Genomic DNA, 15280 nt, shown 5'->3' on the forward strand with positions numbered 1-15280 from the left:
CCACGTGGGGAAACGCCGATCTCAGATAGGTCGAAACACCAGATTTGCGAGGCCGGCCGGTCATGCCTGCCGATATACCGCAATTCGGCACAGCGCAACGCCAGGGGCAGAGGCAAACCCGGACAGGTCAGGTTTTCTGCAGGGCGACGTGGACGCCGAGGCCGACCAGTACCGCGCCGCCGGCCCGCTGCATCAGGCGCTGCGCCCCGCTCGAACGCCGCAGCCGTCCGATCACGAGGCCGGCCAGGAATACGCAGACGATGTCGGCCGAGGAGAACATCAGGTTGACGATCGTGCCCAGCACGACGAATTGCAGCCAGACCGGCAAGGTCGCCGAGGCATCGATGAACTGCGGCAGGAACGCCATGAAGAAGATCGCGGTCTTGGGGTTGAGCACCTCGACGGTGATGCTCTCGAAAAACGCCCGGCGGGCCGATTTGCGCCCGATCGCCGGCAGCGCCACGTCGCCCTCCACGCGCTTGCGAAACAGCGAAATGCCGAGCCAGATGAGGTAAAGCGCGCCGACCAGCTTGACCGCCATGTAGAGCGGCGGCACGGCATGGAACAGCACGGACAAGCCGGCGGCGGCGGCAAAGACATGCACATAGCCGCCGAGATGAATGCCGAGTGCCGCCGTCAGCCCCGACCAGCGCCCGCGCGCCATCGTTTGCGCGGCGGCGTAGAGCATCGCGGGACCCGGAATGTAGGCGAAGATCGCCGTGGTGGCGAAGAACGCGATCAGCAGTTCGGTCGACGGCATTTCTTGTCCCTCATGGTCCCGTCCAGCGGCGAACCGACAGAAGCGGCAGCTTTGCGGCGCCACTGTGACGCAATCACCTGCTTTGTCGACAGCCCGGCCAGCCTCCCTTATAAGGACCGGAATCGCACGCAAGCAGAGGCCTTCATGATCATCGTCACGGGCGGCGCCGGCATGATCGGCTCCAACATCGTCGCCGCGCTCAATGCGGAAGGCCATGACGACATCCTGGTCGTCGACGATCTCACCGACGGTCACAAGATCGCCAACTTGGCCGATTTGACGATAGCAGACTATCTCGACAAGGACGATTTCCTGGCCCGCATGGAGGCCGGCTCGCTCGGCCGCATCGAAGCAGTGTTCCATCAGGGCGCCTGTTCGACCACCACCGAGTGGAACGGCAAGTTCATGATGGAGGTGAATTACGCCTATTCGAAACGGCTGCTGCATGCCTGCCAGGCGCTGCGCGTGCCTTTCCTCTACGCCTCCTCCGCTTCGGTCTATGGCGGCGGCGCCGAATTTCGCGAGGAGGCTGCGCTCGAGCGGCCGCTCAACGTCTATGCCTATTCCAAGAAACTCTTCGACGACTATGTCAGGCGCACGGTGTTCGACGCCGATCATTCGCAAGTCGCGGGGCTGCGCTACTTCAATGTCTATGGCCCGCGCGAAGCGCACAAAGGGGCCATGGCCTCGGTTGCCTTCCATCTGTTCAACCAGGTCGAGCGCGGCGAGAATCCGAAGCTGTTCGGTGCCCATGACGGCTTCGGGCCAGGCGAACAGAGCCGCGACTTCATCCATGTCGGCGATGTCGCCGACGTCAATCTGTGGCTGTGGAAGCGCGGCGCGAGCGGCATCTTCAACTGCGGTACCGGGCACGCCCAGCCGTTCCGCGCCATCGCCGAAACGGTCATCGACACGCTGGGCAAGGGCGAGGTCGAGTTCATCCCCTTCCCCGACCATCTCAAGGGCAGCTACCAGAGTTTTACCCAGGCTGATATGTCCCGCTTGCGCGCGGCCGGCTATAACGGGCAATTCCGCACAGTAGAAACCGGCGTCAGAGACTATGTCGAATGGCTGAAAGCCCAACGATCCTCGTGATCGGCCCACGCTGGGTGGGCGATATGGTGATGGCGCAGTGCCTGTTCTCGGCGCTGAAGGAACGCCATCCCGACGCCGCGATCGATGTGCTGGCGCCCGCCTGGGCGGCACCACTGGTCAAGCGCATGCCCGAAATCCGCCAGCAGATCGACTTTCCGCTGCAGCCCGGCGCGCTCGAATTCACCCATCGCCGCCGCTTCGGCCGCCTGCTGCGCGGCCGCTACGACATGGCCTATGTCCTGCCGGGCAGCTGGAAGTCGGCGCTGATCCCGTTCTTTGCCCGCATTCCGCGTCGTTTCGGCCACCTTCGGGAAATGCGCTACGGCCTGCTGACCGACATCGTGCCATTGCCCGACGCCGTGAAACGGCGCACTGCTCAGGCCTATTTCGGGCTCGCCCAGGGCGGCAGTTTCCGTGCGCCCCGGTTGACCGTGGATCCGAAAAACCAAGCCGCCCTGCTCGACCGGGTCGGTCTGGCGCCGCGGGAATTCGTGGCCCTGATGCCCGGCGCCGAGTTCGGTCCGGCCAAGCGCTGGCCAAGTGAAAGCTATGCCGGCCTTGCCCGCGAATTCATGGGCAAAGGCTTGAAGGTCGCCCTGTTCGGTTCGAAGAACGATCGCGACGTGACGGCGGAGATCGCCGCCCTTGCCCCCGGTGTCGTCGACCTCGCCGGCCAGACGCGGCTGGAGGACGCCATCGACCTGATCGCGGCGGCAAGGCTCGCCGTCTCCAATGATAGCGGGCTGATGCATGTCGCGGCCGCCGTCGGCACGCCGATCGTTGCCGTCTACGGCTCGACCTCGCCTGAAAATACGCCGCCGCTGGCGGAGCGACGCGAACTGGTCTGGCTCGGCCTGTCCTGTTCGCCCTGCCACCGGAAAATCTGTCCGCTCGGCCACCTTAACTGCCTGAAGGCATTGGAAGTCCGGCAGGTCGCCGCGGCGGCCGACCGGCTGCTGGAACTTCCGGCCGCGGCATGAAGGTGCTGATCGTCAAGACCTCGTCGATGGGCGACGTCATCCACACCTTTCCGGCACTCGAGGATGCCAGCCTCAACCGGCCGGACGTGATCTTCGACTGGTGCGTGGAGGAGGCTTTTGCCGGCATCGTCGCCCTGCATCCAGCGATCGGCACCATCCATACGGTGGCGATAAGGCGCTGGCGAAAGACCCTTTTCGACACGAACACCTGGCGCGAGGCGGCGGCCTTGCGCCGTGCTTTGCGCGCCTGCCGGTATGACCTCATCATCGATGCGCAAGGCCTGCTGAAGTCGGCCCTGGTGGCGCGCCAGGCAGGTGCGCCGATTGCCGGCTTCAACCGGTCGAGTGCGCGCGAACCCTCGGCGACGCTGTTCTACGACATCACCCACGCCGTGCCGCGCGACCTGCACGCCATCGAGCGGACACGGCGGCTGTTCGGGTTGGCGCTTGGCTACCAGCCCGATTTGTCGACCCTCGACTCCGGCATTGTGCCACCCTCCGGCAGTCTGGCCGGCATCGACGGCAAAACCGCCTTCCTGCTGCACGGCACCAGCCGCGAGGACAAGAAATGGCCGGTCGAGGACTGGATCGGAACCGCCAGCCTGCTGGTCGAGCGCGGCATGACGCCGGTCACCACCTGGTCCAACGAGCGTGAGAAGACGGTGGCCGAAGCGATCGCCAAGGCCGTGTCATCCACGGTCGTGGCGCCCAAATCGCCGCTGGCCGACATCGCGGCCATCCTCGGGCGCTCGACACTGGTCATCGGCGCCGATACGGGATTGACCCATCTCGCCAGCGCTTTCGGCCTGCCGACGGTTGCGGTGTTTTTGGCGACGGAGCCGGGCTTGACCGGGCCGCGTGGGCCTTATGCGTCGACTTTGCTGGCGCCGGCCGGCGGGGGCGTGACGCCGACCGAGGTTGTGGCTGAGGCGGAGAAACTGTTGGCACTGAAATTACAAGCGCCGGCTTAGGACCTTTCAGAATTCGCTCTGGCGAGTCAAATAGCTTGGTTCTTCGAGAACCGGAGCGGCGCGTACTTTAAAGTACGTTGAGCACCGGAAGCCAGAAAACCGGGCTAGTTGGCGGCCAGAGTAGAATTATCAAAGGTCCTAAATAAACTGCACCTGGACGATCTCGTACCCGCGTGCGCCACCAGGCGCATTGACCTCGATGGCGTCGCCGACTTCCTTGCCGATGAGCGCACGGGCGATGGGCGAGGAGATCGAGATGCGGCCCGATTTCACGTCGGCTTCCTGGTCGCCGACGATTTGGTAGGTCTTCTTCTCCTCGGTGTCCTCGTCGACCAGCACCACTGTGGCGCCGAACTTGACCTTGTCTCCGCTGAGCTTGGTGACGTCGATCACCTCGGCGCGCGCGATATAATCTTCGAGCTCGTTGACGCGGCCCTCATTGAGGCTCTGCGCCTCTTTCGCGGCATGATATTCGGCATTTTCGGACAGGTCGCCATGCGAGCGCGCCTCGGAGATCGCCTCGATGATGCGCGGCCGCTCTTCCTGCTGGCGCCAGCGCAGTTCTTCCTTCAATGACGCGAACCCCTCGCCTGTCATCGGGACCTTGTTCATAGTGCCTGACCTTTCCTGCCGCCGCCCCCGCGTTTCGGGGGAAGCCTTGTCGTTGGGTATAAAAAGAAAACGGTCCGGCAGCCTCGGGCTAACGGAACCGTTTCACCGCAATTTCCCTGAATATAGCAATCTTTGCGGGCTTTTCACGCTCAAAAATCGGTTTTGCAAAAATCATCCCTTCTTTTGTCAGCGAAGGTGGCTGTGGGATGGAGCGAACAAAAACGGCCGCGATTGCTCGCGGCCGTTTCGAGACCACGAAACCCGATCAGCTTCTCATGAAATGCTCGATCTGCTCGGCCAGCATGCCGTATTCGCGCGAACCCTTGCCGGTGCGCTTTTCGATCTCCGTCAGCTGCTGCTGGGCGCCGGCTAGGTCGCCGATCTGCAGATGCGCCTCGCCGAGATATTCGCGCACCAGCGTGTAATTCGGGTCGATGCGCAGCGCTTCCTCGTAATAGCCGAGGCCGACGGTGACGCGGCCGGAATGGCGGTGCGAGTAGCCGAGATAGTTGAGGATGCGCGGATCCTGCTTGTTGGCGGCGAGGCTGAGCACGGCGATCGCCTCGTCATAGCGGCCCGCCATCGCCAGGTCATGTCCGGCATAGTAGATGCTGTCGTCGTCCAGCTTGCCTTCCTGGGGTGCGACGCATTTGTTCTTCTTCTTGTCCCAGACCATACCCTTCTTGCATTGGGTGGTCGTATTGGTGTCGCCACCACTGCCTGCCGCAAACACCGGAACGGCAAGGAACTGCACGGCGACAAGCGCGGCGGCTGCCTGGATCAGCATTCTTTTATGCATGGAAAACCTCCTGAGGGTGTGACAATGCAACACTAACGCCAAGCGATCCGCGTTTCATCCCGGAAAAAGCCCGTCTGGAGAACATGAGGTGACGGATGCCGCAAATCCGGTATCATCGCCCTCGAATGAGACGATCCACGGAGAGGGCCCGTGCAGCGGCGGCTTGACAAAGACTGGGATCTCACGATCGGCCCCGATACCGTGCGGCTGTTCATTCTCAAGGCCAAGGCGCTGAGCGCGGCCGTCAACGAGGACTATGCCGGCGGCGCCGAACACGAGGTCGAGTTCGACGGCGATAGGCATGACAACCACCACCATGACGGCCTTGCCGAGGAAAGCTCGGAAAACCTCACCGAGGAAGAGCTGCGCGAGCTGATCAACGACCTCAATATCGACGAGGCCGCCGAGCTGATCGCGCTGGCCTGGGTCGGCCGCGGCGACTACGACGCCTCGGAATGGGCCGAGGCGGTGGCGGCGGCGCGAGAGCGGGCCAACAAGCGCACGGCGAAATACCTGCTCGGCATGCCGCTGCTCGCCGACTTGCTGGAAGAGGGACTGGAAGCGATCGGCGCGTAACGCGGAGGTAACCGATTGTGATCGGGTCGAAGCGCCTGTCCAGGCAACTTCAGCCGACCGGCGCCGTTTCGTGGGTGATGGCAAAGTTGAGCTCTTCCCGTAAATCCAGGATGATTGCATCGGCGATGGCCGTCACGGCTCTGCTGGTCATGCCGGCCGAGGCCAAACATCGTCACAAACATCACAGGCCGCTAAGCCCGCGCGTGGAGCAGCCGCTGACACAGCGGGCCGATCAGCCGCTGAGCCCGCGAGGCAAGCGGAGAGCGCGGGCCAGGCAGCACCCGGCGCCAAATCCAGCGCCGCGGAAAACGCAGGATATCCAGCCATCCGCCGATGTTCCGGTGCCCGAGCCACGTCCTGCGGACACTCCAAAGGTCGACGCTCCAAAGACGCAAGACCGGAACGCTGGAGGTCCAAAGAGCGGCGAAGCGCCCGATCTGCTCAAGAACCCCGATCTGCTCAAGGACCCCGATCTGCTCAAGGACCCCGATCTGCTCAAGGACGAAGAGGCCCATCGGAAAAGCCAGACACCGCCCGAACCACCAGCCGAAACGGAAAGCGAGCCGGAGCCGCCAGCCGTGGTGCCAATACCGACGCCAAAGCCGGGCACCACGACGCCCGAGCCTCAGCCGCCGGCCGTCGCCCCTCAGCCGACGCCAAAGCCGGCCGATGCGGCCGACGAGGAGAAGATGCTGCCCGATCCACGCTCGGCCGATCTTCCCGCCGACAAGATGCCGGCGGAGGAAGTCGCCTGCCGCGAGCGCCTGAAGACGCTCGGCGTCGAATTCGAGGAGCACAAAGCCGAGAGCAACCCCGAAATCGGCTGCTCGATCCCTTACCCGATCGTGCTGAAGACGCTCGGCAAGTCGATTGCGATTGCCCCCGGCACCGAACTCAACTGCCCGATGGCCGAGGCAGCGGCGCGTTTCGCCGCCGACGTCATCCAGCCGGCGGCGAAAGCCGAGTTCGGCGCCGACCTGAAATCGATCGGCCAGGCATCGGCCTTCATCTGCCGGCCGCGCAACGGCACGCGCAAACTGTCGGAACATGCTTTCGGCAACGCGCTCGACATTGCCAGCTTTACGCTTTCCGACGGCAAGACGATCGAGGTTGGCCCGGCACCGCCCGAGAAGGACGGCAAATTCCTCGACGCAGTGCGCAAGGCCGCCTGCGGCCCGTTCAAGACCGTACTCGGCCCCGGCGCCGACGCCGACCACGCGCTGCATTTTCATTTCGATCTGGAGCCGCGCCGGCATGGCGGTACGTTTTGCCAGTGAGCGGAACCTCCGCCGCAATTCAGCCGCAGGCATGAACACGGGCGCTGAGTTTTCCTTTACCCTTGATCGTTAAAATGCCGGATATCCAGAATTAGGATTTCCGCCAATGGCCGGCACATTTCGCGCCGTTTTCCTCGCCGCCGCACGCCAATTGAAACCCGCTGCGTTGCTGGCCGCCAGCCTTGCACTTGCCGCGGTTTCGGCCTGCAACACCGGCAGCGTGCTGTCGTTGCAGCCTGCCGTCGATGTCGGCTCGCAGACCGCGGCCGTGCCGCAATATACGGGCATGCAGAAGCTTGTTCCGTCCAATCCCTATATGACGCAGGCCGCCTATCCACGCATGGATGAGCCGATGTCGCCGGTCGAGCAGATTCCAGCCAGCGAAGCCGATTGCCGCCAGCAGCTGAAGCGCCTCGATGTCGCCTACACCGATCTGGCGCCGATCCACGAGGGCCAGTGCGGCATTGACTATCCGGTCAAGGTCTCGGCCATCGGCGGCATCCAGATGAAACCCGCGGCGACGCTGACCTGCGACATGGCCGCCACCTTCGCCGCCTGGACGAAGAACGAACTCGTTCCCTCCGCCCGCTGGCGCTACTTCTCCGGCGTCAGGACCATCCACCAGGGCTCCAGCTATTCCTGCCGCAACATTGCCGGTGAAGGCGTGCTGTCGGAGCACGGCAAGGGCAACGCACTCGACGTCATGAGCATCGAACTCAACAATGGCGACGACATCGACGTGCGCAAGCCCGGGCTGTTCGCCTTCCGCACCCGGGGCTTCCTCAACAATGTGCGCGCCGACGGCTGCCAGTATTTCACCACCGTGCTCGGCCCCGGCTACAATTACGATCACCGCAACCATTTCCACTTCGACATCAAGAACCGCAAGAACGGTTATCGCGCCTGCCGGTAATGGCATGCCCCCTGCCAGCGGTACACGACTCCGCATAGAGTGACGCCCGGAAGGGGCGGACGACGGCACATGAGGCAGCAAAGTCTTCGGCGACGCATTGCGATCTGGGTACCGGCCTTATTGGCCGGGTATGTGGCGCTCGCCTATGTCGCCGCGCCGGAATTCTGGACATTCCGCGATCGCGGCTTTCGCAACCAGCGCTTCGAGATGGTCACCCACACGCCGCAAGGCATTCCCGGCGACCCCATCAATGTCGGCCTAGTCGGCACGGAGAAGGAGCTGGTGCACGCTTTCGCCGTCGCCGGCTGGGACACCGCCGACGCCGTCACCTTGAGGACCGCCATCGACATCGGCGAAAGCGTCCTGTTTTCCCGGCCCTATCCCGACGCGCCGATGAGCCGCCTGCTGTTCGAGGGCCGCGCCCAGCAACTCGCTTTCGAAAAGCCGGTCGGCGACAGTGCCGACCGGCGCCACCATGTCCGCTTCTGGCGGACGGATACGGTCGGCGACGACGGAAGGCCACTCTGGCTGGGCGCCGCCAGCTTCGATCGCGGCGTCGGCTTGAGCCACGACACGGGCGCCATCACCCATCATATCGGTCCCGACCTCGATGCCGAACGCGACTTTGTGATCGGCGATCTCAATGCCGCCGGCCTGTTGTCCTCGACCAGCGACCTGGCAGGCATCGGCCCCACCCGGACCGGCCGCAATGGCGGCGGCGACCCCTATTTCACCGACGGCAAGGCAATCGTCGGCGTGGTGATGACGATCTTGCCGAACGGCCCCTTCTCAAGATGCTCGAAGGCCCGCGGCACCTCGTCGAAACCAAAGATCCTGTCGATGACCGGCTTGATCGCCAGGGCCTCGATCGCCTGGTTCATCCGCTCGAAGGCCCGGCGGTGGCCGATCGAAATGCCTTGCACGACAATCCGGTTGCGCAGAAAGGGCACGATCGGAAAGCTGAGCTCCATGCTGCCCAGGAGGCCGATGATCGACAGCCGGCCGTCGGCGGCCAGCGCGTCGAGCGAGCGCCGCGCATTGTCGCCGCCGACCATTTCGAGGATATGGTTGACGCCGGCGCCACCCGTCAGCTCGCGCGCCGCCTCGTCCCATGCCGGCCGGGCGCGATAGTTGATCACTTCCCATGCGCCGAGCCTCTTTGCCCGCTTGAGCTTGCCGTCGCTGCTTGACGTGACGATGGCGCGCAAGCCGAAGGCGTGGGCGAATTGCAGCGCAAACAGGGAGACGCCGCCCGTGCCCTGGATGAGAATGGTCTGGCCAGGCACAGGTCTTGTCGCCTCTGCCATGGCGAACCAGGCCGTCAGCGCCGCGATCGGCAGCGTCGAAGCCTCCGCATCGCTGAGCGATGGCGGCGCCAGTACTGCGGCATCCTCATGCAGGAGCAGGTAGTCGCTCAACGTGCCGGGCAGCGACGATCCCAGCGTATGGTGATGCAGCACTGGCGGCGCATCGCCATCCTGCCAGTCGGCAATCACGTGCCCCAGCACGCGCTGGCCGGTCTTGAAGCGGCTGACACCGCCGCCGACCGCCACCACTTCGCCCACAGCATCCGATGTCGGGACGAACGGAAAGCCAAGGTCGGGGATCAGCACGCCATCGACGATCATCCTGTCCTTGTAGTTCAGCGATATGGCCTTGATCCGCACCAGCAGGTCATGCGGCCCGGGCTCGGGAATCCTCCCTTCGGCCAATTCCAGCCTGGGCAGGCCGAAGCCGGTCATCCGCCAGGATCTGTTGATGTCGCTGCTCATTGCGTCTGCTCCCGATTGCATGGCCGATATTTACGCTGTTTCACTGTGGAAAAAAGCGCTTCTACGATCCATAATTGGCAACGAGTTGGTGCTCAGATTTCTACAATGGGAATAGATCGATGGAATCCGCGGATCTGCAAGGCATCGTCGCCTTCGTTCAAACGATCGAGGCAGGAAGCTTCACCGGCGCCGGAGAGCGGCTGCGCGTGACGAAATCGGCGGTCGGCAAATCGGTCGCGCAGCTGGAACAGCGGCTTGGCATCCGCTTGCTCAACCGCACCACGCGCAGCCTCAGCCCGACAAGTGAAGGCCTGTCCTATTATGAAGCCTGCGTCAGGGCACTGTCCGAGATCGAAGCCGCCCAGGCGCTGCTTGCCTCGCGCCGGCAGGTGCCCTCGGGCCGGCTTCGGGTCGACCTGCCCTCGGCCTTCGGCCATCGCTGCGTGGCTCCCGTGCTGTTCGACATTTCCAGGCGATTTCCCGATCTGGCCATGGAGATTTCCTTCAACGACCGCCGCGTCGACCTCATCGAGGAAGGCATCGACCTTGCGATCCGCATGGGCGACCTCGACGACAGCCTGTCGCTCGCCGCACGCCGGCTCTATACCCAGCGTTCGGCCATATGCGCCGCCCCCGCCTATCTCGACAGAAACGGCAGACCCCAGACAATCGAGGATCTCGCCGGCCATGACCTGATCGGCTACACCCGCAACGGCGTCGCCCACGCCTGGAGCATCAGGCAGGCCGATGGCCATGTCGTGAAGTTCACGCCGCGGGCAAGGCTGGTGCTCGACAATGGCGAGTCGATGCTCGGCGCGGTCCTTGCCGGTTGCGGCATCACCTTCCTGCCGACCTGGCTGGTGGCGGACAGCCTCAGGAGCGGCACGCTCGAAATGGTGCTTGTGGACACGCTGGTCGAAAACATTTCCGTCCATGCCATCTGGCCGGTGACACGGGCCGTGACGCCCAAGGTGCGGGTCGTCGTCGACGCGCTGGTCGCGCATTTCTCATCGCCACCCTGGGACGCCGTCTGATCGCCCCGCATCCGCCGTCATCTTTCTAAAATGGTCGCCGACTATTTTCGAAAGCTGTGCGGCAATGCTATTGAGCCCTCATGCTATACGTTGAAATCGCCACCGTGGTCGTCCTCATCTGCGTGAACGGCCTTCTGTCGATGTCCGAACTCGCCATCGTCTCGTCGCGGCCGGCTCGCCTGAAGGCGATGATCGACCGCAACGTCAACGGCGCCGGCCGCGCTTTGGCGCTTGGTTCCAATCCGGGCAAATTCCTGTCCTCCGTGCAGATCGGCATCACGCTGGTCGGCGTGCTATCGGGCGCCTTTTCCGGGGCCACGCTTGGCCAGAGGCTGGCGCAATATCTGGCTTCGACAGGCATCCGCGAGAACATCGCCGATCCGCTCGGCGTCGGCATCGTCGTGGCCATCATCACCTATGCCTCGCTGATCATCGGCGAACTGGTGCCCAAGCAGATTGCGTTGCGCGATCCCGAGCGGGTCGCGGCCCGCGCGGCCCCGGCAATGACCATCCTTGCCTCCGTCTCGGCCCCTCTGGTCTTCCTGCTCGATATTTCGGGCCGTTCCGTGCTCTGGCTGCTCGGCCATCGCGGCGAAAGCGAGGAAAAGGTCACCGACGAGGAGATCAAGATGCTGGTCGCCGAGGCCGAGCATCACGGCACCATCGAATCCGACGAGCGGCGCATGATCGCCGGCGTCATGCGGCTTGGCGACCGCGCCGTGCGCGCCGTCATGTCGCCGCGCACCGATGTCGACTGGATCAACCTGCAGTCCGACGAAGCCACGATCCGCAAGCTTCTGATGGACACCCAGCATTCGCGCCTGCCCGCGGGCGACGGCGGGGTCGACGCCATGATCGGCGTCATCCAGACACGCGACGTGCTGGCCGCACTGCTCGGCGGCCGCGCGCTCGACCCGCGCAAATATGTGCGCGCGGCACCCATCGTGCACGACCAGGCCGATGCGCTGGACGTGCTGCAGAAGCTGAAGGAGAGCAACGTGCCGATGGCGCTGGTGCATGACGAATACGGTCACTTCGAAGGCATTGTCACCCCCGCCGACATTCTGGAAGCCATCACCGGCGTCTTCCGCTCGGACCTCGAGGCCGGCGAGGAAGAAAACGCCGTCCAGCGCGATGACGGCTCATGGCTACTCGCCGGCTACATGCAGGCCGACGAGATGGCCGAGGTGCTGGGCATCGACCTGCCGGAGAACCGCGACTACGAGACCGTCGCCGGCTATGTGCTGTCGCACATGCACCATCTGCCGGCGACCGGCGAATGCGTCGACGCGCAGGGCTGGCGCTTCGAGGTGGTCGACCTCGACGGCCGCCGCATCGACAAGCTGATCGCCACCCGCCTGCCCAGCGGCCACCGCGAGATGGCACGCTGACCGTTCAAATGTCCAAGGGGATCTACTGCTCCGCGAAAGCGCGCGCGAATGAATCGAGCATCGGCCGCGCGAGATACTCGAAAAAAGTCCGATCGCCGGTGCTGATGAACGCCTCGACCGGCGTCCCGGGATAAAGTTGATCGCGCCTCACGCCGGGCGGCAGGTCGGCGGCAATCGTCAGTTTGGCGCGGAAATAGGGTTCACGCGTGGTCTGGTCGATGAGCCGATCCGCCGAAATCTGCGTCACGGTGGCTGAAACCTCTGGCGTGAACCGCGAGTTCAACGCGGACAATCGCAGTTTCGCCGGCTGGCCGACACGGACCTGATCGATGTCCTTCGGCCGCAGCTTCGCATCGACGACCAGGCCCGACGCAGTGGGCAGGATCTCCATGATTTTTTCGCCCGGGGCGATCACGCTGCCCTTGGAATTGTAGGTCGACGACACCACGATGCCCGCTACCGGCGCCTTGATCGTCGTGCGCCGCAGCACCGCCTCCGCCGCCCTGATCTGTTCGTCGACATCGGCCAGATTGGAGCGAACGTCGTCCAGTTTCGTCAGCGCCTCCTCGACGCGTTGCGTAGTCAGGCGCTCGGTCTGCTCCTGGCCTTCGACGATCTGGGTGTTGGCCGTCGCGAGATTGGCCTCCAGCGCTCCGGCTTGCCCGACGAGATCGGCTTCGCTGCGCAATAGCTGGGAGTATTCGGTACGATTGGTGAGGCCCCTGTCCAGCAAGCCGGTCTTGATGCCGAGTTCTTTCTTTACGACTTCGGCTTGTTGCTGAACGGCCTGTTTCTGGGCCTGTAACCCCGCCACCGACTGCCGGTGCATGGCGACCCGTTGTGCCAGGATCGATTTTTCCGACCGGAACCGGGCGAGCCTGGCGTCGAATTCCTTTTGCTGTTCTCGAATCAGGATCTCGAAATCGGGCTGGAAAGGTGCCGGCGCCGCTTCGGTGATTGGCGCCAGCCTGTCCAACCCGTCGCGTTCCGCCTCCAGCCGCGCCGCACTCGCCCTGAGCGCGATCGACTGTCTCGTCAGCCGGTTGAGTTCGGCCTGCGCGGCCGTTGGGTCCAGCACGATCAGATCCTGGGCCAGTTGCACGCGATCGCCTTCATGGACCAGCAACGCCTGGACGATACCGCCCTCGCGATGCTGGATCTGGATGTTTCCGCCGGTTGCCGAGATCGTGCCTTGCGTGATCACCGCTCCCGACAAGGGGGCGCTGACGGCCCAGTACCCGAAGCCGCCCGCCAGCAGCGCTATGGCGGCATAGCCGGTAAGGGCCACGCGTCTTATGTCGGTGCGGGGCTGACTGTCCCGGGCGAGGCTCCGTGTCGTCATCTCAGGATCCGAAACTGCCACCCGCGCGGATCGTCGGGGCGAACGACCCGGTCACCACCGTGCTCTGCTGGACCGCCTTGCCAGTGACCGACCGCCGCAGCACCTCGCCGCTTGGACCGAAGGCTTCGATCATGCCGCCGCGCAAAAGCATCACGCGGTCGCAAGCAGCGGCGATCGAAGGCTGATGGGTGATCGCGACGACCGTGACGCCCGCCGTCCGCGCGGCCGCAAGCACCGCCTCGAGCGCGGCCTCACCGCTACCGTCGAGATGGGAGCTGGGCTCGTCGAGCACCAGGAACCGCGGATTGCCGTAGAAAGCGCGCGCCAGCCCTATTCGCTGGCGCTCGCCGCCCGACAGCGCCCTGTCCGACGGGCCGATCATGGTCTGGTAGCCATCGCGCTGCGCCAGGATCAACTCATGCACCTGGGCGCGCTTTGCCGCCTCGACGATCGCTCCGTCGTCCGCCTCCGGGTCAAAGCGGGCGACGTTTTGCGCGATCGATCCTGGAAAGAGCTCGACCTCCTGCGAGAGGTAGCCGATATGCTTTCCGAGCTGGCTTTCGTCCCAGGTCCCGAGGTCGGCGCCGTCGATCCTGATTGAGCCGCCGGTCGGTTGGGCGGCACCCACGAGCAACCGCGCCAGCGTCGATTTGCCGGCGCCGCTCGGACCGACGATGGCCAATGCTTCGCCGGCGCCGATCGCAAAGGTCAGCCGCTTGAGGAGGGGCTCCGTGCCGGGTCGGGCATTCGGCGCCATGAAGAAAACGTCCTGCGCGGAAATCGCGCCTGCCGGATCGGGCAGGATCAGTTTTCGCGACCCGGCCGGACGTGCCGCAAGCGCCTTTTCCAGCCGTGCCCACGCCCGCCGGGCGTCGGCGATCTGCCGCCAGGCGCCGATCAGCTGGTCGAGCGGCTGCAGCGCGCGCGACGACACCAGCGAAGAGGCGAAGATCATGCCGGCCGTCATCTGCCCCTGAAGCACCAGCCATGCGCCAGCGCCGAGGATCGCCAGTTGCAGCATCATGCGCAACGCCCGCGAGGCGCCGCTGAAGATCGCATTGGCGCTCGAGGAACGGTCATGGAAGGTGAGCGCCGCCCCTACGTGCCGTCCCCAGACCCGCGCGGCGTTCTCCACCATACCCATGGCGCGCAGCGTCTCCGCATTGCGGGCAAAGGCCTGTTCCGCCTGGCTGGCCAAGGCCGAACGCTCCGTGGACAAGGCATCGTTCCTGCCGATGGCAAGCTGGTTGGCCACGACCAGGAAAAGCAGAAGCACCGCGCCGGCGACCGTCACCCAGAACAGCACCGGATGGATGAGATAGAGCAAGGCGAGGAAGACAGGGGCGAAGGGCAGGTCGAACAACACCGCCACGCCGCGCGACCTGATGAAGGCGCAGACCGAGGCGAGGTCGCGCAGCGGCGACAGGCCGCCGGCATATCTTGCGCCGAGCGAAACGGCGAAGGTACTGGCACCCAGCTTGCGGTCGACGGTCGCCGCGACGCGCTGCGTGTAAACGGCGCGGATCGCGTCCAGCAGCCCGAGGAAGACGAGCGCGAGAACCGCGATGGCCGAAAGATAGACAAGCGTCTCGACGCTGGAGGACGGCAGCACGCGATCATAGACCTGCAGCAGATAGAGCGGGATCACCAACAGCAGGATGTTGATCAGCAGCGAGAAGACGCCGACATCGGCGATGGCGCGCATGAAGACCGGCCGCAGGCCGGAGGGTCCAGTCATTTCCGCATTTCCCGCCGCTG

14 protein-coding genes and 1 pseudogene are annotated in these 15280 nt (G+C 64.5%); 9 read left to right on the plus strand and 6 right to left on the minus strand.

Going from position 1 to position 15280, the window contains the following annotated elements; translation table 11 throughout:
- Positions 1 to 127: 127 nt before the first annotated feature.
- Positions 128 to 760 (minus strand): LysE family translocator, encoded by a 633-nt coding sequence (locus tag FJ960_RS05440; RefSeq protein ID WP_140712374.1) that lies wholly within the window; start codon positions 758 to 760, stop codon positions 128 to 130.
- Positions 761 to 904: 144 nt separating this feature from the next.
- On the opposite strand from FJ960_RS05440, the gene rfaD reads away from it, so the two are divergent.
- The 3 genes from rfaD to waaC are packed head-to-tail and all read left to right on the plus strand — an operon-like array spanning position 905 to position 3806.
- Positions 905 to 1855 (plus strand): ADP-glyceromanno-heptose 6-epimerase, encoded by a 951-nt coding sequence (rfaD, locus tag FJ960_RS05445; protein WP_140505021.1) that lies wholly within the window; start codon positions 905 to 907, stop codon positions 1853 to 1855.
- Complete coding sequence (waaF, locus tag FJ960_RS05450; protein ID WP_140712376.1) at positions 1828 to 2835, plus strand: lipopolysaccharide heptosyltransferase II; 1008 nt, start codon at positions 1828 to 1830, stop codon at positions 2833 to 2835. Before rfaD ends, waaF begins: the two co-directional genes overlap by 28 nt.
- On the plus strand, positions 2832 to 3806 hold the full coding sequence (gene waaC / locus FJ960_RS05455; protein ID WP_140712378.1) for a lipopolysaccharide heptosyltransferase I: 975 nt from the start codon (positions 2832 to 2834) through the stop codon (positions 3804 to 3806). Before waaF ends, waaC begins: the two co-directional genes overlap by 4 nt.
- Before the next feature lie 138 nt (positions 3807 to 3944).
- Here waaC and greA read toward each other — a convergent pair whose 3' ends face one another.
- Both greA and FJ960_RS05465 read right to left on the minus strand, forming a co-directional pair.
- Positions 3945 to 4418, minus strand: a complete 474-nt coding sequence (gene greA / locus FJ960_RS05460; protein WP_023671981.1) for a transcription elongation factor GreA — start codon at positions 4416 to 4418, stop codon at positions 3945 to 3947.
- 265 nt (positions 4419 to 4683) lie between these two features.
- Positions 4684 to 5217, minus strand: a complete 534-nt coding sequence (locus FJ960_RS05465) for a tetratricopeptide repeat protein (RefSeq protein WP_140712380.1) — start codon at positions 5215 to 5217, stop codon at positions 4684 to 4686.
- Positions 5218 to 5367: 150 nt separating this feature from the next.
- Between FJ960_RS05465 and FJ960_RS05470 the strand changes: the two genes are divergently transcribed.
- From FJ960_RS05470 to FJ960_RS05485, 4 genes and pseudogenes are all read left to right on the plus strand, one after another.
- Complete coding sequence (locus FJ960_RS05470; RefSeq protein WP_140505015.1) at positions 5368 to 5793, plus strand: DUF3775 domain-containing protein; 426 nt, start codon at positions 5368 to 5370, stop codon at positions 5791 to 5793.
- 203 nt (positions 5794 to 5996) lie between these two features.
- Entirely contained in the window at positions 5997 to 7070 is a 1074-nt protein-coding gene (locus FJ960_RS05475) for an extensin family protein (protein ID WP_181174167.1), read from the plus strand.
- A gap of 106 nt (positions 7071 to 7176) precedes the next feature.
- Complete coding sequence (locus FJ960_RS05480) at positions 7177 to 7983, plus strand: extensin family protein (protein WP_140505013.1); 807 nt, start codon at positions 7177 to 7179, stop codon at positions 7981 to 7983.
- Positions 7984 to 8052: 69 nt separating this feature from the next.
- Positions 8053 to 8745 (plus strand): annotated as a pseudogene (locus FJ960_RS05485) (LssY C-terminal domain-containing protein); the annotation flags it as partial.
- Here FJ960_RS05485 and FJ960_RS05490 read toward each other — a convergent pair.
- Entirely contained in the window at positions 8709 to 9755 is a 1047-nt protein-coding gene (locus FJ960_RS05490) for an NAD(P)-dependent alcohol dehydrogenase (protein WP_140712384.1), read from the minus strand. The pseudogene FJ960_RS05485 and the gene FJ960_RS05490 sit on opposite strands and share 37 nt — an antisense overlap.
- A 119-nt stretch (positions 9756 to 9874) precedes the next feature.
- Between FJ960_RS05490 and FJ960_RS05495 the strand changes: the two genes are divergently transcribed.
- Both FJ960_RS05495 and FJ960_RS05500 read left to right on the plus strand, forming a co-directional pair.
- Positions 9875 to 10789, plus strand: a complete 915-nt coding sequence (locus FJ960_RS05495) for a LysR family transcriptional regulator (protein ID WP_140712386.1) — start codon at positions 9875 to 9877, stop codon at positions 10787 to 10789.
- 80 nt (positions 10790 to 10869) lie between these two features.
- Positions 10870 to 12180 (plus strand): hemolysin family protein, encoded by a 1311-nt coding sequence (locus FJ960_RS05500; RefSeq protein WP_140712388.1) that lies wholly within the window; start codon positions 10870 to 10872, stop codon positions 12178 to 12180.
- A 22-nt stretch (positions 12181 to 12202) separates the two neighbouring features.
- Here the strand turns inward: FJ960_RS05500 and FJ960_RS05505 are convergent, their stop codons facing one another.
- Together FJ960_RS05505 and FJ960_RS05510 are read right to left on the minus strand one after the other, a co-directional pair.
- Positions 12203 to 13522 carry an HlyD family type I secretion periplasmic adaptor subunit gene (locus FJ960_RS05505; protein WP_140712390.1) on the minus strand — a complete coding sequence of 440 codons (1320 nt, stop codon included), beginning with the start codon at positions 13520 to 13522 and terminating at the stop codon, positions 12203 to 12205.
- A gap of 1 nt (position 13523) precedes the next feature.
- Positions 13524 to 15260, minus strand: a complete 1737-nt coding sequence (locus FJ960_RS05510; protein WP_140712392.1) for a type I secretion system permease/ATPase — start codon at positions 15258 to 15260, stop codon at positions 13524 to 13526.
- Between the last annotated feature and the right edge of the window lie 20 nt (positions 15261 to 15280).

This window comes from Mesorhizobium sp. B2-3-11 (genome assembly GCF_006442215.1).
Taxonomy (GTDB): domain Bacteria; phylum Pseudomonadota; class Alphaproteobacteria; order Rhizobiales; family Rhizobiaceae; genus Mesorhizobium; species Mesorhizobium salmacidum.